Origin of the sequence: Corynebacterium sp. KPL1814 (assembly GCF_000478175.1) — a bacterium.
GTDB lineage: Bacteria > Actinomycetota > Actinomycetes > Mycobacteriales > Mycobacteriaceae > Corynebacterium.
The window spans coordinates 139,671-158,218 of the sequence record NZ_KI515774.1; the positions used below are offsets into that span (position 1 = coordinate 139,671).

Annotated in this window: 16 protein-coding genes; 8 read left to right on the forward strand and 8 right to left on the reverse strand. The window is 60.9% G+C overall.

Annotated elements, in window-relative coordinates:
- Positions 1-6 precede the first annotated feature (6 nt).
- Together HMPREF1257_RS00695 and HMPREF1257_RS00700 are read left to right on the forward strand one after the other, a co-directional pair.
- Positions 7-396 carry an ankyrin repeat domain-containing protein gene (locus HMPREF1257_RS00695; RefSeq protein WP_034659054.1) on the forward strand — a complete coding sequence of 130 codons (390 nt, stop codon included), beginning with the start codon at positions 7-9 and terminating at the stop codon, positions 394-396.
- Positions 393-1,040, forward strand: coding sequence for a LysE family translocator (locus tag HMPREF1257_RS00700; RefSeq protein ID WP_023017099.1), 648 nt, complete (start codon positions 393-395; stop codon positions 1,038-1,040). The genes HMPREF1257_RS00695 and HMPREF1257_RS00700 overlap by 4 nt, the downstream gene beginning before the upstream one ends.
- Here HMPREF1257_RS00700 and HMPREF1257_RS00705 read toward each other — a convergent pair.
- Together HMPREF1257_RS00705 and HMPREF1257_RS00710 are read right to left on the reverse strand one after the other, a co-directional pair.
- Positions 1,037-2,398: a hypothetical protein gene (locus HMPREF1257_RS00705; protein ID WP_023023499.1), complete on the reverse strand. Its 1,362-nt coding sequence runs from the start codon at positions 2,396-2,398 to the stop codon at positions 1,037-1,039. The genes HMPREF1257_RS00700 and HMPREF1257_RS00705 overlap by 4 nt on opposite strands.
- The gene (locus HMPREF1257_RS00710; protein ID WP_023023497.1) at positions 2,391-3,233 is read right to left on the reverse strand and encodes a DNA adenine methylase; all 843 of its coding nucleotides are present in this window, start codon (positions 3,231-3,233) and stop codon (positions 2,391-2,393) included. The genes HMPREF1257_RS00705 and HMPREF1257_RS00710 overlap by 8 nt, the downstream gene beginning before the upstream one ends.
- 342 nt (positions 3,234-3,575) lie before the next feature.
- Here HMPREF1257_RS00710 and HMPREF1257_RS00715 point away from each other — a divergent pair, with 342 nt between their 5' ends.
- Positions 3,576-4,154, forward strand: coding sequence for a TetR/AcrR family transcriptional regulator (locus tag HMPREF1257_RS00715; RefSeq protein WP_023023495.1), 579 nt, complete (start codon positions 3,576-3,578; stop codon positions 4,152-4,154).
- A 98-nt stretch (positions 4,155-4,252) separates the two neighbouring features.
- Here the strand turns inward: HMPREF1257_RS00715 and rpsT are convergent, their stop codons facing one another.
- Both rpsT and HMPREF1257_RS00725 read right to left on the reverse strand, forming a co-directional pair.
- On the reverse strand, positions 4,253-4,516 hold the full coding sequence (rpsT, locus tag HMPREF1257_RS00720) for a 30S ribosomal protein S20 (protein WP_023023493.1): 264 nt from the start codon (positions 4,514-4,516) through the stop codon (positions 4,253-4,255).
- Between the two features lie 220 nt (positions 4,517-4,736).
- Positions 4,737-5,273, reverse strand: coding sequence for a type II toxin-antitoxin system PemK/MazF family toxin (locus HMPREF1257_RS00725; protein WP_023017102.1), 537 nt, complete (start codon positions 5,271-5,273; stop codon positions 4,737-4,739).
- A gap of 18 nt (positions 5,274-5,291) precedes the next feature.
- On the opposite strand from HMPREF1257_RS00725, the gene lepA reads away from it, so the two are divergent.
- The 4 genes from lepA to efeB all read left to right on the forward strand — a co-directional run bounded on the left by lepA (position 5,292) and on the right by efeB (position 11,654).
- Complete coding sequence (lepA, locus tag HMPREF1257_RS00730; protein WP_023023491.1) at positions 5,292-7,142, forward strand: translation elongation factor 4; 1,851 nt, start codon at positions 5,292-5,294, stop codon at positions 7,140-7,142.
- A gap of 250 nt (positions 7,143-7,392) precedes the next feature.
- A complete protein-coding gene (locus HMPREF1257_RS00735) occupies positions 7,393-9,300 on the forward strand; it encodes a phospholipase C (protein WP_023023489.1) in 1,908 nt (635 codons plus the stop codon).
- A gap of 3 nt (positions 9,301-9,303) precedes the next feature.
- Complete coding sequence (locus HMPREF1257_RS00740) at positions 9,304-10,425, forward strand: EfeM/EfeO family lipoprotein (RefSeq protein WP_023023487.1); 1,122 nt, start codon at positions 9,304-9,306, stop codon at positions 10,423-10,425.
- Positions 10,425-11,654, forward strand: coding sequence for an iron uptake transporter deferrochelatase/peroxidase subunit (gene efeB / locus HMPREF1257_RS00745; RefSeq protein ID WP_023023485.1), 1,230 nt, complete (start codon positions 10,425-10,427; stop codon positions 11,652-11,654). The genes HMPREF1257_RS00740 and efeB overlap by 1 nt, the downstream gene beginning before the upstream one ends.
- Positions 11,655-11,987: 333 nt before the next feature.
- On the opposite strand, the gene HMPREF1257_RS00750 is transcribed toward efeB, so the two are convergent.
- Positions 11,988-12,923, reverse strand: coding sequence for an HNH endonuclease signature motif containing protein (locus tag HMPREF1257_RS00750; protein WP_034659058.1), 936 nt, complete (start codon positions 12,921-12,923; stop codon positions 11,988-11,990).
- A gap of 157 nt (positions 12,924-13,080) precedes the next feature.
- Here HMPREF1257_RS00750 and HMPREF1257_RS00755 point away from each other — a divergent pair, with 157 nt between their 5' ends.
- Complete coding sequence (locus HMPREF1257_RS00755) at positions 13,081-14,457, forward strand: M20 family metallopeptidase (RefSeq protein WP_023023481.1); 1,377 nt, start codon at positions 13,081-13,083, stop codon at positions 14,455-14,457.
- Between the two features lie 67 nt (positions 14,458-14,524).
- Here HMPREF1257_RS00755 and HMPREF1257_RS00760 read toward each other — a convergent pair whose 3' ends face one another.
- From HMPREF1257_RS00760 to HMPREF1257_RS00770, 3 genes are all read right to left on the reverse strand, one after another.
- A complete protein-coding gene (locus HMPREF1257_RS00760; protein WP_023023479.1) occupies positions 14,525-14,905 on the reverse strand; it encodes a hypothetical protein in 381 nt (126 codons plus the stop codon).
- A complete protein-coding gene (locus tag HMPREF1257_RS00765; RefSeq protein WP_034659166.1) occupies positions 14,905-16,707 on the reverse strand; it encodes a BCCT family transporter in 1,803 nt (600 codons plus the stop codon). Before HMPREF1257_RS00765 ends, HMPREF1257_RS00760 begins: the two co-directional genes overlap by 1 nt.
- Positions 16,708-16,852: 145 nt before the next feature.
- Positions 16,853-18,544: an FUSC family protein gene (locus HMPREF1257_RS00770; RefSeq protein ID WP_023023475.1), complete on the reverse strand. Its 1,692-nt coding sequence runs from the start codon at positions 18,542-18,544 to the stop codon at positions 16,853-16,855.
- Positions 18,545-18,548 lie beyond the last annotated feature (4 nt).

Genomic DNA, 18,548 nt, shown 5'->3' on the forward strand with positions numbered 1-18,548 from the left:
GAGTCCATGTCTGAGGAACAAGTGCAAGAATTCGCCGGCCGGCTCTTTGACATGGCGCGGGAAGGAAACCCGGATCTCCTGAACTATATTGACCAGGGCGTCAATATCAATCTGGTCAACCAAGAAGGCCAGTCTTTTCTCATGCTTGCCGCCTACCACGGCCACGCGGAACTCGTCACCGCGCTAGCGAAGGCCGGCGCCGACGTGAACTTGCTCAATGATCGCGGCCAGTCACCCCTGGCAGGTGCGATCTTCAAAAAAGAAGACGCGGTTGTCGATGCCCTCCTAAACGCCGGCGCCTCCGCTACCGCCGGCCAACCAACCGCCATCGATTCGGCCCGCATGTTTGGCCGCGAGGATCTGCTCGGCCGCCTGGAAGGCGAGTCCGCGCAGTGAGCTGGACTTCATTTTTCACCATCCTCCTGATGAACCTGGTGGGTGTGGCCTCGCCAGGCCCGGATATCATCCTGGTCACCCGCTACGCCACCAAGTCGCGCCGCCATGCCATCGCCGCGGCCGCGGGCATTCAAATCGGCGTGTTGTTCTGGTGCGGCGCCACGGTCTTTGGTGCGGCCGCCCTCCTGACCGCTTTCCCCGGAATCTTAGGCGCGGTCCAGGCAATCGGCGGCAGTTTCCTCGTTTTCATGGGATGGCGGGCGCTGCGCAGCGGCCTCGAACAGCGCACCAACCCGCCCGTTGATCTGGAGGACGCCGAGGCCAAGCTGGGCCGGCTGCGCCACTCCTTCAAGATGGGGCTGGCAACGAACCTGTCGAACCCGAAGATCGTGCTCTTCCTCGCCGCCATGATCGCTCCGCAGCTGCCGGCATCCCCACCGCTGTGGCTGGCCATCGCGCTGACCCTGGCGCTGGCGCTCTCGGCCTTCGCTTTCTTCCTCGTGGTGGCCATGGTGATTTCTACGAATGCGGTGCGCCGCAAGCTCATCGCCGCGGGCCCGTGGATCGATATCGGATCGGGCCTGTTCTTCATCATCGCCGGCCTCGCGCTCGTCGTCGCCGGCGTGCAGCAGCTCGTGGCTTAAAGCCCGGGCAGGGTTTCAGGTTCGCCCTCTGCCACCACATCCAGCGCCCACTGGATCCATCGCGCCACCGTCGAGGCCCGCCGCCTCGCCGTGGCAGCGCCCAGGCCGAGCCCTTCTATCGCCGCCGCAATTTCGTGCGTCTCGGCCACCGTCCCGCGCTGCAGGCTCATTTCCAGCGCCTGCCGGAATACTTGCCGCGCCGCCAACGCGCGCAGCAGGGCAGCGTTGCGCCCATCGCGTCGCGGCTGCGCGATAGCCTTTTCGCCGCGAGGGGTGAGCTGATAGTGGGCATCGGCAAGCTCCATCAGCCCGAGGTAGCACGCCGCATTGGCGTAATAGTCTGCCGGGCGCGGATGGAAGTCGTATACCTCAGCGATTTCCTCCTTGCTCATCGGCTGTTGCGCAATGAGTTCCACCAGGTTGACCACGCGCTCAAAACTATTGGCTTGCGGGAAAGGAATCCCCACCGGTTCCGGTTCGGTATCGACGGAGGCAATGATGCCCAGCGCATCCTCCACGCTGAGGTGCGAAGCGCTCAGGGCGTAGCGGGCGTGGTCTACCAGCGCGATGCTGCGAAAATCCGCGGGATCACTGAAATCGTACCGATACAGGTGGAAGATGCCATTCGAGTAGACCAAAAACACGGGCACCACGGCTTTAGATAGCCACTGCTGGAAGCGCCGGTACGGAAAATACAATTGCCGGATATTGAAATCTTCGGAGATGTGATTTTTCGCCTCCACCAGCACCAAATGCTCGAGCGATTCGAAGCCGCCGTCGATTTCCATTTGCGCGCGGTCGACCTTGACTTCCAGCCCCAGCTCTGGCACCGGAATCGCCATGTCCAGCGACGACATGCGCCCAGCGACGGTGGCCTGCAATGGTTCGCATCCCAAGAAGTGCTCAAGCATGCCGCTTGCCGATGCCACATTCAACGCCATCGACTCCGAGTTCACGCTTTCGATATCAAGGGTGTCAAGGCCGGCGGGCATGTCCAAGGTGCGCACAGAACCCGCCCCGGCGTGGGTGGGTTCCGGGAACCGTTCGTACAGGTCCAACGGCCCGATGAAGTATTCGCTGCGGCTCACCGGGAGGATCCCCAGGCCCAGTTCCTTGAAAATCCACGGCCGCGAGGTGGAAAAATCGTGCTTGGCCATCAACCGCGGTTCTCGGCCGGAAAGCTCCTTTAGCTCCTTGGCCGTGAGGTAGAAGTATCCTTTCTCTTCCAGTTCCTCGCCATACCCCGAAGCCAAGATGCGCAGCCATCCCCAATCATCGAGGCCAAGCTTTTCGCCTGCTGGGACGCCGAAAAGCGCGCGAAGCTCCCGCTGCTCCCGTGCACTCGGTGCGTTACTCATGGCCTATTTCGTAGTTGCGCACGAGCACTTCATCTACCTTGCCGCGCCGCGATCCCACGGAGTTGATGGCGCGGGTGGCTGCAACGGTGTCGATGGAAAAATCCGCGTAGAGGTCGCGGATAAACTCCGTGGCGGAATTGGACAGGAGGAACTTCGCCCCGCGGGCATCGAGGTCATCGCACACCGCCTTCAGACGCTCTTGTTCCGCGCGGTCAAAACCGCCCTTTTGATAACCGGTAAAGGAGCTGGTGACATTGACTGGGTCATAGGGCGGATCGAAATAGACAAAGTCTCCTTCACCGGCATCTGCTACCGCCGCTGCGAAATCGCCCTGCGTGAAAGTGACGTCATTGTCCCGAAAATACTGGTGGACCCCGTGCAGCGTATCTGCATCACAGATGGTGGGATTCTTATAACGACCAAAAGGCGCATTGAATTGCCCCGCGGAATTGACGCGGTATAGGCCGTTATAGCAGGTCTTATTCAAATAGAGCGTCCGCGCGGCCCGCTCTGTAGCAGAAAGCGCCGCGAACCGTTCCGCATCGCGGTCTACCGCGCGCAGCCGATAGAAAAAATCGGCGTCGTTCGGACAAGTCGACACCAAGCTAATCAGCTCGTCGACGCCTTCGCGCACTACCTCATATAAATTAATCAGCTCCGAGTTGAGGTCATTGACCCGCGCGGAGGCCGGAGTGAGCGAAAATAAAACTGCGCCGCCGCCGATGAAGGGTTCATAATAACGCCGCGGGGTCCCAGCGGGCAGGGCGGCGTGAATATGCGGCAGGAGCTGGCGTTTCCCGCCGGCCCATTTCACCAGAGGCTTGACGTTTTTCATTGGTCACCTATCTTAGCCGCCCATGCAGACACGAACACTATCACCCTTTCGAACATACAAGCCCATAAACTGGGCGCTCCAGTGTAAAATAACCATGCGGGCAAGCTACCGCTTCAGTAGCTGTCTTAACATCTGAGTTGGCGCCTGCTTTACCGTCGTGGGCGGGGAATGCCGCTTTGGCATGCCGAAACTTCGGCGATTCGTAGTGGTTAGGGAAGCCTACCAAGGGTCGGTTTTTCTTGGTGGGGAGAAAGACTATAAGGTGAAGAAAATACCATATTTATGGGGTTGAATAGTTGGGTTTCCCACGGGTTGAATATCGTGAGGAAGAGGGGAGAGAGTATGCCGCGCATTTCAGAGATCCGAGTCGCAGCACTGCGACTCGTTATTGACCACGGTTATGACGGGTTCACTATGGAAGAGCTCGCGCACGACGTCGGGATATCTCGGCGCACCCTCTTTAACTACGTCAAGGACAAGGAGTCAGCGGTACTCGGCCCAGAAGTTTCGGAAAAGTTCGACCAGCAATTGCAAAACTTCGCCGCTGGCCTGCCCACCGGTAGCCTGCGGGAGGATTCTGCAGTCATGGCAAACACGGAATTTGAGCACGCTGTGGGCAACGATCATTTCCCGGAAATTTCCCAATTGACCGCCCGAGCGCTCTCCCAGGATGAGAAATTATTGTCCATGTACTGGCGCCGAAACGAGCGCGTCATGATGCACATCCGCCGAGCATTGCAAGCCCGCGAGGGGTGGAGGGCCTCGGATCCCCGGCTCATCCCGGCGGTCAATATCATCCACACGCAGTTTCAAACCGCCATCCAGACTTTTGTGGAAACCCATGGGCGTACATCCTTGTCGGTGGCCTATGCAGATGCAGGCAAGATCTTCGAGGCCTACTTTGCCGATGATCTAGCCTAGGCCCCTCAGGTGCAATGAAAACGGCGCAATAAAAATCCCCCGAACAAGCCGCTGCACGCAGGCAGCGCTTTGTTCGGGGGAGACAAGAAGGCTAGTTACTAGTCCATCTTGTTGAAGGCGGTGGCCAAACCGGACTTCTTGTTGGCAGCAGCGTTGCGGTGGAAGACGCCCTTGGAAACGGACTTATCCAGCGCACGGGAAGCAACGCGCAGCTGCTTTTCTGCTGCAGCCTTGTCGCCGGTCTCTACGGCTGCGTGGAACTTGCGGATCTCGGTGCGAACCGCGGAACGCACGCTCTTGTTGCGCTGACGAGACTTCTCGTTGGTCAGAACGCGCTTCTGCTTGGACTTGATATTAGCCATGAAAATACCTCTTGATAATCGAAGATGATTGATTCAGAAACAAACCCACCGGACGTGTCCCGCGATCCCCGCCAAGTGCGGGAACCGCTCGGCGCTGGTATTCGAAGAGCGAACCCAAGGTCCTGCCCGCCCCGACCAACGCGCCCGGAAAGTAAGTAACTCGCAAATAATAGCAGCGCAGCCGACCCTGATCCAAGTTCGCAGCCGCCAGGCCGCCGAATTAGGCCCAGTGGTACCGCGAACGCAGCCGGTTGGCGATTCTTTCGAACCTGCGTTCTGGAAAAAGAATACCCTGGCGGCGCACCTGTTCCTCGGAAACCTCCAATAAACGGTCCAGGCGCACCCAACAATTGCGCCCGGAGGCGTCCCATTCGCCGCAACCGATTTCTAGCCAGGCATCGTCAAGCGCATGCTCCGGATTGGCGGAAATGAGCAGGCCCGTCACGGTGGTGCGGGTGCGCCCGACCACCAAGATGGCGCGCTCGCGGGGAGGGGACTGCTTGCCTTCCGATGGCGTCCACACCCACACGACCTCGCCGGAATCGGCCTGGCCGTCCATATCGGGGGAGAAGAAGATGGAACGGGGGTGTGCCGCGGTGGCCTCGACCTGGATGGAGGCGGCCTTGCGCGGTTCGTGGCTTTGGGTGGACCTATCCAGCCCTAACTGGGAGTTGATGCGGTTGAGGCCGGAGTCCACGGGTTCGCGCTCGCTGATTCCGAGCGCCTCGCGCAGACGGGTGAGCATGCCGGAATTCATGTCGACTATTGTAGACGTATGTCTGAAAACTTTGCGGCCACGACGTTTACGGATCCCTCCCGGATCCGTAACTTCTGCATTATTGCTCACATCGACCACGGAAAGTCGACGCTGGCAGACCGCATCCTGCAGCTATCTAAGGTGGTTGCGGAGCGCGATATGCGTGACCAGTTCCTCGATAATATGGATATCGAGCGCGAACGCGGCATTACTATTAAGGCGCAGAACGTGCGCCTGCCGTGGGTGCCGCAATCCGGGGCATCGGCAGGCGAGCAGATCGTCATGCAGATGATCGATACCCCCGGCCACGTGGACTTTACGTACGAGGTCTCCCGCGCGCTCGAGGCCTGTGAGGGTGCCATCCTGCTTGTCGATGCCGCCCAAGGCATCGAAGCCCAAACCCTCGCCAACCTGTACCTGGCGATGGAAAATGACCTGGAAATCATCCCGGTGCTCAATAAGATCGACCTGCCCGCGGCGGATCCGGATAAGTACGCGCTGGAAATCGCCAATATTATCGGCTGCGAGCCCGAGGAAGTGCTGAAGGTATCGGGCAAGACCGGCGAGGGCGTGGTCGAGCTGCTCGATAAGGTCTGCGAGCTGGTGCCGCCGCCATCCTCGGAGTACGCTCCCGATGCCCCGGCGCGCGCCATGATTTTTGACTCCGTCTATGACACCTACCGCGGCGTGGTGACCTATATCCGCATGGTGGACGGCAAGCTCACCCCGCGCCAGAAGGTGACGATGATGTCCACCAATGCCAACCACGAGCTGCTGGAAATCGGCATCGTCTCGCCCACGATGCAAAAGTGTGAGGGATTGGGCCCTGGCGAGGTGGGCTACCTGATTACCGGCGTGAAGGACGTGCGCGAGACCAAGGTGGGCGATACCGTTACCTGGTCCCACGGCGGCGCCGAGACCCCGCTGAAGGGCTACAAGGACCCTGACCCAATGGTCTATTCCGGGCTTTTCCCCATCTCCCAGGCCGATTTCCCCGACCTGCGCGATGCGCTGGAAAAGCTGCAGCTTAACGATGCCTCCTTGACCTTCGAGCCCGAGACCTCCGTCGCCCTGGGCTTTGGCTTCCGCTGCGGTTTCTTGGGCCTGCTGCACATGGAAATCACCCGCGACCGCTTGGAGCGCGAGTTCGGCCTCGACCTGATTTCTACTGCCCCGTCCGTGACCTACCGCGTGGTGGCAGAAGACGGCGAGGAAAGCTGGGTTCACAACCCCTCGGACTGGCCGGAAGGCAAGCTCAACGAGGTCTACGAGCCCATTGTCTCCATGACCGTCATCGTGCCCGAGCAGTTCGTCGGCCCGACCATGGAGCTCTGCCAATCCAAGCGCGGCCAGATGGGCGGGATGGATTACCTGTCTGAAGACCGCGTGGAGCTGCGCTACACCATGCCATTGGGCGAAATCATCTTCGACTTCTTCGACATGTTGAAATCCCGCACCAAGGGCTACGCCTCGCTCAACTACGAGGAGGCCGGCGAGCAGCAATCCGACCTCGTCAAGGTCGATATCCTCCTTAATGGTGACCCAGTGGATGCTTTCTCCGCCATCATCCACCGCGATTCCGCCCAGTGGTACGGCAATAAGATGACCAAGAAGCTAAAGGAACTGATTCCACGCCAGCAATTCGAGGTTCCCGTCCAGGCGGCCATTGGCACCAAGGTCATCGCCCGCGAAAACATCCGCGCCATGCGCAAGGACGTGCTGGCCAAGTGCTACGGCGGCGATATCTCGCGTAAGCGCAAGCTGCTGGAAAAGCAGAAGGCGGGTAAAAAGCGCATGAAGACCTTGGGCTCCGTGTCGGTGCCGCAGGAGGCCTTCGTGGCGGCGCTGTCGACGGACGCGGACGACTAGGCACTGGAAAGCGCAGCGTAATAGTACCTTAACTTTCAGTTAACAATCTCTGTGGCGTCGGCTGTGCAAAAGCGAGTTTGAGCTGCACATATAGGGCATTCCTGAGACTGGGAATGCCCTTTTTGAGTGTTTGCGGTTTATGGTTTCGCGGCGTTTAATTTCGATTCGAAAGCGACCGATGACTCTTCGGCGAGCCACAGCCACTTTCTCCCTCTTTGTTTCACTCGTTTAACTTAAGGCGGAAAATAAGATGAAGCTTCGCTCTCGCGCTGTGGCAGTGTGCGCCGCAGCCGCTGCTACGACCTCCTTGGTCCCCGGTATCGCACAGGCAGAAACCAAAACCCCCATCGACCACGTCGTGGTCATTTACTCCGAAAACATTTCCTTCGACCACTACTTCGGTACCTATCCGAACGCGCTCAATGACGAGACCGAAAAGCTGCAGGGAAGCGAGAAACCCGCCCCTAAGTTCACCGCCAAGGCCAACACCCCTAAAGCGGATAATCTCGAAAACAGCGGCAAGCTGAAGGACAATCCGAATTCCATCGATCCTTTTCGCATCTCGCCTGAACACGCCGTGACCACGGACCAGAACCACCACTACGCCGATGAGCAGGAAGCCTACAACGGCGGCAAGATGGACAAGTTCCCGGAGACGGTCTCCACGGACATCGATAAGTATGGCGAAGGCTCCTACGCCACTCCCGGCATGACCATGGGATACTACGACGGCAATACCGTGACCGGCATGTGGAACTACGCGCAGAACTTTGCGCTGAATGACAATAGCTTTTCCACCATCTTCGGCCCCTCCACCCCGGGCGCGCTGAACCTGATTTCCGGCACCGTTGCGGATGCCACCATGCACGACCCGGACACGGGCGACCAGCAGAAAATCGAGGATGGCAAGAACCACGCCTTGGCCGGCGTATCCGAGGACGGTTCTACCGCCACCGTGGTGGGCGACCCTGACCCGCTTTTCGATGACTGCTCCAACAACTCCTCCGCTGGTACCAACCAGGTCACCGCGATGCACTCCAAGAACATTGGTGACCAACTCAACGATAAGGACGTCACCTGGGGCTGGTTCCAAGGTGGATTCCGCCCCACCGATAAGGCAACGAAAGACTCCCGCGCCCGTTGCGGCTCTTCGCACACCACGCTGACCGGCCAGAATCAGACGGACTACAATCCGCACCACGAGCCGTTCCAGTACTACGCCTCTACCGCCAACCCGCACCACCTAGCTCCGTCCAGCGATGACATGATTGGCAAGACCGACCAGGCAAACCACCAGTACGACCTCGCGGACTTCGATACCGCCATCGAGCAGGGCAACCTGCCTTCCGTGTCCTTCCTTAAGGCCTCCAACTACCAGGATGGCCACGCCGGCTACTCCAACCCGCTAGATGAGCAGGCGTTTATCACTCACTACATCAACGAGCTGCAAAACTCCCCGGAGTGGGATTCCACCGCAGTCGTCATCGCTTATGACGATTCCGATGGCTGGTACGACCACAAGGCGCCGGAAATCCTCAACGGTTCCACTGATCCGCACCAGGACAAGGAAATCTGCACCGCCGCTGCCGCGAAGGTAGGCATCAAGGGCGATAAGAACGGCCAGTGCGGCCCCGGCACCCGCCAGCCCCTCTTGGTTGCCTCTCCCTACGCCAAGACTAACCACATCGATTCCACCTATACCGAGCAGACCTCGGTGACCAAGTTCATCCAGGACAACTGGGGTCTCGGTCGCTTGGGCGGAGATTCCTTCGATGACCGCGCGGGTGAGCTCACCGGTATGTTCGACTTCGCGGCTGCAGACAGGGCCCCGAAGCTCTTCCTCAATGAAACCGATGGCACCGTCGCGGAGGATTATGAATCCGTAGAGCGCGTGGATGACACCTCGCGCGCTGGCACCAACTTGAAGCCGGTTGTCGATGGCATGAATGACACCAAGGTCACCGAGCAGGGCGTTCCTGCCGTGACCACGATGGATAAGGCCCAGCAGCCGGATACCAACCACGCCGCATCCAGTTCCACCAAGGTGGGCATTATTGGTATTCTCGCCGCATTGGGCGTAGCCGCTGGCATCATCGGTTGGGTCATGAGTGGTCACCCCGGCTTGGATTTGAAAAACCTGCCTAAATTTCCGTTCTAATTGATGAAGATTTCCCGTTTCGCCACCGCATTCGTGCTCGCCGTTGGACTTTCCATCCCGCAAACGGGTGCCCAGGCCACGCTCAGTGGGCAGGGCAGCGAGCAGCCCACGCGCGAGCTCGCCGTGCGCGATGTGTATTCTTGCCCGGCACCTGAGGACGTGCAGGGCGAGGCGAAATGGAAGATCAATAACACTACCGGGCTTGCCCTCACGGTCTACGTTTCAGATGACAAGGGCAACGCTTATCAGGTCCTCGAGCGCGTCGGCACCCCTGCCGTGCGCGAATGGAATCCGCAGCTGGAGGATGGGACCTACCATCTGACCTGCGTTTTCCACAACGATTCCGCTGTGGAGTCGGAGGATTTCACGGTGACGGGGTCCACGGTGAGAAATGCGCCCAAGATGGTTCCCATTACGGATCACGAGGTTGCCGCGGTTTCCATCAAGCAGGCTGAAGAGCAGGAAAAGCGCGTGCCGGAGTTGCAAAAGCGCGCCCATGCGCTTGCCGATGCCACCGCGTCCTCCCGCCCCGCCGCCCAAGCCGCCTACCTGGACTACCTGGAGTATTACCGCTCCTTCGACGATTCCAGCGCGGAGTGGCCGGGCCCGGAATTGGAGGGCTACGAAGACATCGAGCGCATCCTGTGGTCCAGCCGCCCGCCGAGCGATGCCGCCCGCCCCGCCGCCGAGCTTGCCGATGCCACCGACCAGACCGCCCACGCCCTCGACACCTCCCATTTCGCTATCCCCGCCCCGGATTATGGGCTGCGCGCGCATGAGGTGATGGAGGAGTTCGAACGTTTTGACCTGCGCGGCGAGCGCGATTTCGGCGCCCACGCCCTGCCTACCGCCCTGCGTGGAATCATAATGTCAACGCGGATGACGCTGGATCCCGTGCGCTCTTTGGTCGAGGATCGCGGCTTGGACACCGCGCCCATCTACGATCAGCTCGCAGACTTAGACTCCCTTGCTGAGGAGTTCGACGATAAATACGGTGGTACGCCGAGCGTGGCTTTTGAGGACTGGTCGCAGGAGGATCGCTTGCGTTTGCAGGCGGGCGTCGCCAAGGCGAATGAGCTGCTCGCCCCAGTTGCCACCATGACCGTTATTCGGAGGATGAACTAGTGCCGTGCCCGTTTAACTTTTCCCGCCGCTCTTTTCTGTCTGGCCTCGCCGCCTCCGCGGCCGCAGGCGCAGCTGCCCCCGGAGCAGAGGCGCAGTCCACCTCGCTTCCACTGGAATCCGCCGATTCCTTGGATCAGCCGGGTGCGCTAGATTTTCACGGCGAACACCAGCAAGGCATCATAAATCCCCCGCAGAAATACTCGGAAATCGTGGCTTTGGACGTGCAGGTCAAGACAAAAGCCCGTTTGGACAAGCTCCTGCGTACGCTAAGTGAAAGGGCACGCTTCTTAACCGCAGGTGGCACTCCCGCGCCCGATGGCATTGCTTACCCGGCGATGGATTCGGGCGAGTTGGGCCCTGAACTTCCAGCCGATCATTTATCTATCACCCTCGCTGTGGGCGATTCGCTTTTCGATGACCGCTTCGGCCTTGACTCCCACAAGCCCGCCCACTTGCGCGCGATGGAAGCGTTTGCAGATGACTCCCTGCAAGAAGAAATGTGCCACGGCGACCTCGCTTTACAGATTTGCGCCGATGAACGCGATACCGTTCTCCACGCGCTGCGCGATATATTGCGCCATACCCGCGGCGATGTGGCGGTGTGCTGGCGGCAGAATGGTTACATGAATTCCCCGCGGCCATCGGGCACGCAGCGCAATCATTTGGGGTTTAAGGATGGCATCGTCAATCCCAGCCCCGATGATTATGATTCGCTTGTGTGGGCCGGTTCGGATGAACCCGATTGGGCTGCGGGCGGTAGCTATATGGCGGTGCGGCTTATTGCCATGTACACCGAGTTTTGGGATCGCATTTCCATCGCCGAGCAGGAGCAAATCTTTGGCCGCGACCGCGTAACCGGCGGCCCGCTATCGGGCGGCGATGAGCACGCCGAACCGGATTACCTCGATGATGCCACCGGTGATGTCATTCCCACCGATGCCCACATCCGCTTGGCCAATCCTCGCACCCCAGAAACCGCTGACCAGTTGATGCTGCGCCGCGCTTATAACTACGACAATGGCGTGCGCGATAATGGCACCCTCGACGTGGGGCTGGTGTTTATCTCCTTCCAACAGGACTTGGAGCGACAATTCATTACGGTGCAAAAACGCCTCGAGGGCGAACCGCTGGCGGACTATATCCGCCCCTACGGCGGCGGCTACTTCTACGCACTTCCCGGCGTTACCGACGACTCCGATTACTTCGGCCGCAGCCTCCTCGAGGCCTAAAAGCCCGCTGCCCAGCTAATCTCTGGGCAACCACGCATTTTGCTTCCACCGCAGTGCAAAGGGCGTGGCATTGCCTCGATCTAGCGAGAAGGCACGCCAAATTGCACCGCCAGCACGCAGGGCCCACGACACACCACAACGTACCCTGCTCGCGACGCCCCAGACCTCACCGCAGGTTCACAGGTCTCACGGCGCGCCAAACCGGCAACCGCTGGACCAGCGATTGCTAATAGAGGTGGCAAGTTGAAAAGCGACGGCAGGCGGAGCGCAGCTTTCCAGGCGAGTGCAGAATCACTCCGGCTCCAGATCAGTGGAGCCAGTCTAAGGGAGCACCTAGCTGGGCGGCGAGGCCCAGGGTGGTAGCCATTCGATGCGGCCGCGGTGGCGATGCAGGCGGCCGCGCACCGGTGGGGCGTGCGGGTCATCGTCATTGACGCCGTTGTGGTAGGGGCAAGCAATGGTCAGGTTATCCATATTCGTCTCGCCGCCGTGCTTCCACGCCTGGAGATGGTGGACCTGGCATTTATCGGCAGGATAATTACACTCCGCCCACGGGCAGGAGGGGTTTTCGGCGGCGGCCATCAACCGCTGCTTTTCGGAGGCGAACCGGGAGGTCCTATAGAGGTTGACCGGGCCTTCGAAGGGATGGATGAGGGTGATGAGGCCTACCTCGGCTAGCTTTTTCTCCACCAACTTGGCCCCGGAAATTTCGGCACCATTGGTCATCTGCAGCGTGACCTCTTCACCGCCGCCGCTTAAGATTTTATCCAGCTCATCGAGGTGGATGATGATATTGGTGCTAGCCACTGGGCGCGTGGCACCACCGCGAAAGAAGATGCGGTCGACGGCCTCGAGCGGGGAATCCTCCCCTATGGTGGAGTGCAGGTCAGCGATGAAATCGGAATCGCCCGTAATAGACAGCGTGGAGGGCCCGCCCTTGAGCCGGGTGCGCGCCAGCTTGTCGATGTCCCGCGACGTCGCACACAACTCCGCCCGCAGCGCCCAAGCGTCTCGCTTAGTCTTGGTGCGGGAGACGTATTTTTCAATCAGCTTGAGCGTGGTTAAGCAGTGCTTGGTTTCCCGGCACGTGCGCTGGCGGCGGGTGAAGGAGGTGGGGCCGAAGTAGGCATCGGCAAGCAGCAGCAATTCGCGCGATTCTTGCCGGGAAATGCCGAGCCGCCGCAGGTCCGTCTCGGCAAGGCCGAATACCTCGCCGAGAAGCTCCATCGGCGAGGTTAATTGGCGGGCGTAGTCCTGCAAGCGGGTCATGCCTGCGAGGTTAAGCCACCGTCCACCCACGCGAAAGCCCGCTCCGCCCCGCCTGTGGATAACTCGCCCCACGCGTCACACCTGTCGCCTCGCCGCCCATTCACCCTGTGGATAACCTGCGGTATTGTCGAATATGACAGCGAGTAAAGGAGCCTACATGACTGATCCCACGAAAATTGTCCGCCCCAACCACCCCGGCCGTAAGTCCGCGCCGCGCCAAGCGCAGGAGTTGCCGCCGCTGCCGGTGACAAGGGCGCGCATCGGCAAGCAGCCGGCGACGGAGATTTTCCAGGACATGGGCGAAAACATGGTGGAGGACCTGCAAGAAATTCGCCGCGATTTGCACCGACACCCGGAAATCGGGCTGGACCTGCCGCGCACCCAGAAAAAGGTTCTTGAAGCGCTTGAGGGACTGCCGCTCGAGATCCATGTGGGGCAGGACCTTAGCTCCGTAGTGGCGGTGCTGCGCGGTGGCAAGCGCGGCGAGCGGCCGGTATCGGTGCTGCTGCGCGCGGACATGGACGCGCTGGAGGTGCATGAGCAGACCGGCAGCCCCTTTGCGTCGATCAATGAGTACATGCACGCCTGCGGCCATGACCTGCATACCGCGGGGCTGATTGGGGCGGCGCGCATGCTGTGTGAGCACCGCGAGGAGCTGCATGGCGATGTCACCTTTATGTTCCAGCCCGGCGAGGAAGGCCCGGGCGGTGCCCAACCGATGATCGAGGAGGGCGTGCTCGATGCCGCTGGCCGACGCCCAATCGCCGCCTACGGCCTGCACGTGGGCCCGCAGGATCGGGGCACGTTCCACTATGTTCCCGGGCCGATGATGGCAAGCTCGTCCAACCTAACCATTACGGTGCTGGGCAAGGGCGGGCACGGTTCCCGCCCGCACGATGCTATCGACCCCGTCGCGGCGCTGGCGGAAATCCAGATGGCGCTGCAGACCGCGCTCACGCGCCGCTTCGACGCGCTGGAGCCCATCGTGATCACCGTGACCAACCTATGGGCGGGCAATGGTGCGTATAACGCCATTCCGGATCGCGCGGCGCTGGGGGCGACGGTGCGCGTGCTTCGCGACGAAAAGATCGACGCCGTCCGCCAAATGATTACCGAGGTCTCCAGCTCGGTGGCCGCCTCGCACCGGTGCACCGCGCAGGTGGATTTCGAGGTGTTGTATCCCACGACGAAGACAAACCCGCGGGAGAATCAATTCGCCGCTACGCTGTGGGGGCAGATGTTTGGCGCGGAAAACATGCAGCCTTTCGAGGCCCCGATGATGGCCTCCGAGGACTTCGGCTATGTCCTTTCGCAGGTGCCGGGCACGTTTATGTGGATGGGTACGGCCAACCCTTCGACACCCGAAAACCAGCGCGAGTGGAACCACTCGCCGATGATGCGTTTCGACGACTCCGTGCTCGGTATGCAGGCGGCAGCGCTCGCCGCCGTGGCTTTCGAGCGCCTAGCCACCGAAAACGAGCACCCTTCCGCGCAGACCAAGGCCATGCGCGAGGCCGCCGGCGTGCAGAAGTAATTCATCCCTGTGAACTGCGCGTGCGCCAGAGTAGTGGGCAGGTCGCTGGAGGTGCCGTGCTCGGCGGTTAAGGCCGTCGGATAAAGGCAGAGGCAAGGCCGATGAGCGCGATGGCGCCGACAATGATGGAGGCCACCGGCCAGTATTGCGGGAAGTACTTGAGTGTATAGCCAAAGACCTGACCGTCATCGAAGCGCCGCGCCAAGGCGAAGGGCATCCACCACAGCTTGCTTACTGTGAGCACCGCGCCCAGTAGACCAGCGATGACCCGCCCGCGCCCGCGCAGGAATAAGCTGGCGGCGACGAGCGCGATGCCGGCGATGGTGAGCGTGAAGAGCAGGGGAGTGTTGGTGCTAAGCGGCGAGCCGCGCAATAAGAATTCGTGGTCAATCTCGTGTTGCTCGATGAGGGTGTAGCCATCGAGGACGACCTCGCTGGGAAGACCCATTACTTCTCCTCATCCTCTGGGGCGTAACCATCGGACCATTCGCCGGTTTCGAAGTCATAATCGACGTTTTCGCCTTCTTCATCCGTGCGCTGGTACCACTCTGTATAGCGGTCCGCGGTGGAATCAAAGTCATGCCCGGCCCCGCGGCCGTCTTCGGCGTGCTGGACGGAGAACTCGAATTCATCGCCATGCTCTGCGATGCCGCGCATGACCGCATTGTCCATCGCCGAACGGGCATAGGTGCGGCGGATAAACATTGGATCAGAGCGCAGATCCTTGATGAACGCCACCATCATAGTTAGCAGCACGAGGCAGAAGGGCAGGGCGGCCAGGATGGTGAGGTTTTGCAGGCCGGTGAGCACGTCTTCGCCGCCGGTCAGCAGCATGACGATGGCAATGCCCATCATGCACAAGCCCCAAAAGATGACGATGAGCTTATTCGGGGTCGGGTCGCCCTTGGAGGACATGGTGCCCATGACTACGGAGGCAGAGTCAGCCGAGGTGATAAAGAAGACCGCGAGGATGACTAAAAGGATAAACGGGGTGATGGTGCCAAGGGGGAGATCCTGGAACATCGAAAAGAGCACCTGCTCATTGGAGGATTCACCGTCGAAACCCTCTACGCCATCCTGATTGAAGGAAATGGCGGTGCCACCAAAGATGGTAAAAGCCAGCGCCAAAATGGCGGTGGGCGCGAAGATGGTGACGGCGGCGAATTCGCGGATGGTGCGGCCGCGGGAGATGCGGGCGACGAACATGCCCACAAACGGCGTCCACGCAATCCACCAGGCCCAGTAGAACGCCGTCCAGTACGACTGAAATTCAATGGTCTCATCGCCCCAGGACAGTCCCTTGGCCATCATGGGCAGGAATTGATCGATGTAGACCACGATGCCCGAAGGAATCAGGTTCAGCAGCAATAGGGTGGGCCCGACCAAGAAGACGAAGGCAATTAGCCCCAAGGTCAAGGTGATATTGAAGTTGGACAGGTAGCGCACGCCGCGCGCGACGCCAGAGACTGCGGAGACGATAAACGCGCAGCCCAAAACGGCGATGACGATGATGAGCGCGGAATTGGTCATGGGGCCTGCGCCGCGAATGATGCTGACACCTTCGCCGATTTGAATCGCAGAAAGCCCCAGGGTAGCGGCGGTGCCGAAGAGGGTGGCGATAAGCGCCATGACATCGATAAGCTTGCCCAGCGGACCATCCGTGGCGCGGGAGCCGAAGAGCGGCTGGAAGATGGAAGAGATGAGGGGAACGCGCCCGCGCCGGTAGGAGGAGTAGGCAATCGCGGCGCCAACCAAAGCATAGGCTGCCCACGGGGAAATGCCCCAGTGGAAGTGCGATTGGGCCATCGCTTGGTGCAATGCCTCGACGGAGCTGCCGTTATCCACGGTGTGCGGGGGAGGGCTGAGGTAGTGCGATAGCGGCTCGGAGGGCCCGTAGAAGAAGATGCCGACGCCGATGCCGGCGCCAAACATCATCGCTACCCAGCTGAAGTAGCTGAATTCGGGCTTTTCCGTATCCGTGCCAAGCTTGATGCGGCCGAGGCGGGAGAACCCGATATAGGCCATGGTCACGGTGGCCAGCAGCATGGTGATGTTCAGCAGCCATCCGGTATTGGTGATGGCCCAGTTAAAGGCGGTGGAGGAGGCGGCGGCCAGGTTATCGGGCATGGTAATGCCCCAAATAATGAAGGCCACGATGAGGACGGCGGTGATGGAAAATAGCGATTTATCCAGGCCGAAGCGGTTGCGTTGGTCCTCAACGCTGATGCCGGGCACCAGCCCGGGGTGCATATTGTGCGGGTAGAGCCCGACGGCGCTGCCCTTATCGTGCGGTTCGAGGGAGCGCTTATAGGCGCGGGAGGAAGAAGTCACGGTGTCCTTAGCTCGGCGAGGGGTAGTGGCTTCAATTGTTCAGCACCGCAACGCATTCCACAAGCTAGCGCGGGTGGGCATGCGCGGCGTGAATCTGCTTGACGATGCCATCTAGTTCCTCCCTGCTTGCCATCCTGAACGGGTGCGTGGAGCAATAATCGAGTAAGAAATACCCCGCGTGCTGGATGGCGATGTGCCGCGGCCACAATTCTCGCGCGGTGGCGGGGTTATCGGCGGCGAGGGATTGGATGGCGCGGCGCTCGGATAACAACTCGTATTGCAGGTCGCGGCGGCTGGCGAGGACCTCTTCGGGAGTATTGATAAACAGGAGCCCGAGCAGGGTGGACATGGATTCCATGGCGCGGGTTTGCAGGCGGTGCTGGTTGCGGATGGGCGCGGAGCGCTGCCAGAACCACAGCACGATGGTGGCCACGATGATGGAGATGAGGACCTCGCTGATGCGCGCCTGGATGGTGGGCCAGAGGGGGCGCTGCGCGGAATTGCCCATCAGCAGCGCGAGCGGGGTGGAGAAGATGACGCAGATGGCGTAGTTCTTGGCTACAAAAATCTCCGCGCAGAATTGGCAGGCGGCGAGGGCGAAGAGCAAGCTCCACCCGGACACGCCGAAGTAGTGGAAGATAGAAAACAGCATGACGCCGACGATGGAACCGAGCATGCGGTGGATGCCGCGGACGGTGCCGGCGACGTGGTCTGGCCCCCACTGCAGCATGAGGAAGGCGGAGACCACGCCCCAGTCTGGGCGGTCAAAACCTAATGACAGGCTGACTACCGTGGTGATGGCGGCGGAGACCACGATCTTCTGCGTGGTCACCATGGCATGCGAATCCCGCACCGCGGCGCGGTAGATGCGGTAGCGCCCGGTGGGGCGGGTGTGCGGGATGGCGGTGCGGTGCGGATCCACATCGGTGGCGTAATCAGTCAGCAGATCGGAGGAAGAACCCAAGTCCAGCGCGCGGTTATGCGCGACGATGCGCCTTTGGGCCTGCAAGGTGCGATCCACCAGGCCTGCGGCGGCGGAGTTGATGATGCGGCCGCCGCGGATAATGCCGGCATCGGCAAGCGCTTGCCAGGCCGTTGAGAGCGCCGTTTGGGCCTGGTGGTGGCGCGCGAGGGAATCGTCCTCGCCGGAGACAAACGCCGCGGTGGCTTTTTCCAGGGCGGCGACGGCGCGGCGCTCGGGGCCGTGCACATCAATGAGCGCGGGCGCCATGCCCAGAATCAGGCTGGCCAGTACGCCGGTCAGGGACCAGAAGAATAGCTGGCCGACGCTCGTATCCGTCCGCGCCAGCATCACCGAGCCGCCGCCGACCAAGACGAGAAAGAAAGCGCCCGGCGGTGGCAGGCGCAGCGCGTTCTGGGTAAAGCCGCACAGCGCGGCGAGCAAGAGGGAATAGAGCCCGGCGAGCAGCAGCCACCAGTGCCCGTGCCCGGGGACGAAAATGAGGTGGCCGACCAGCACGCCCACGGTCGCCACGGTGGTTAGTGCCAGGCCGGCGGTAAGGATGACGCGGGGCCGGGTGCGAAAGGGGTGGCCCTCGCCGAAAATCACGGCAAAGGCGCCGGTGGCCAGCAGCAGGATGGCGTAGTCGTGGCCGGTGAGCAGGGCGAAGGCGCCGGGAAGCAGCAGCGCCAAGGCCGCGCGCAGGGCACCGGGCCAACGCACGGAGGCGGTATTAAAGGCGGTCAGCAACTGGGTAGTGCTGGGGCGTTGCGGGATAGGGTGGTCGGTGCTCACGAGC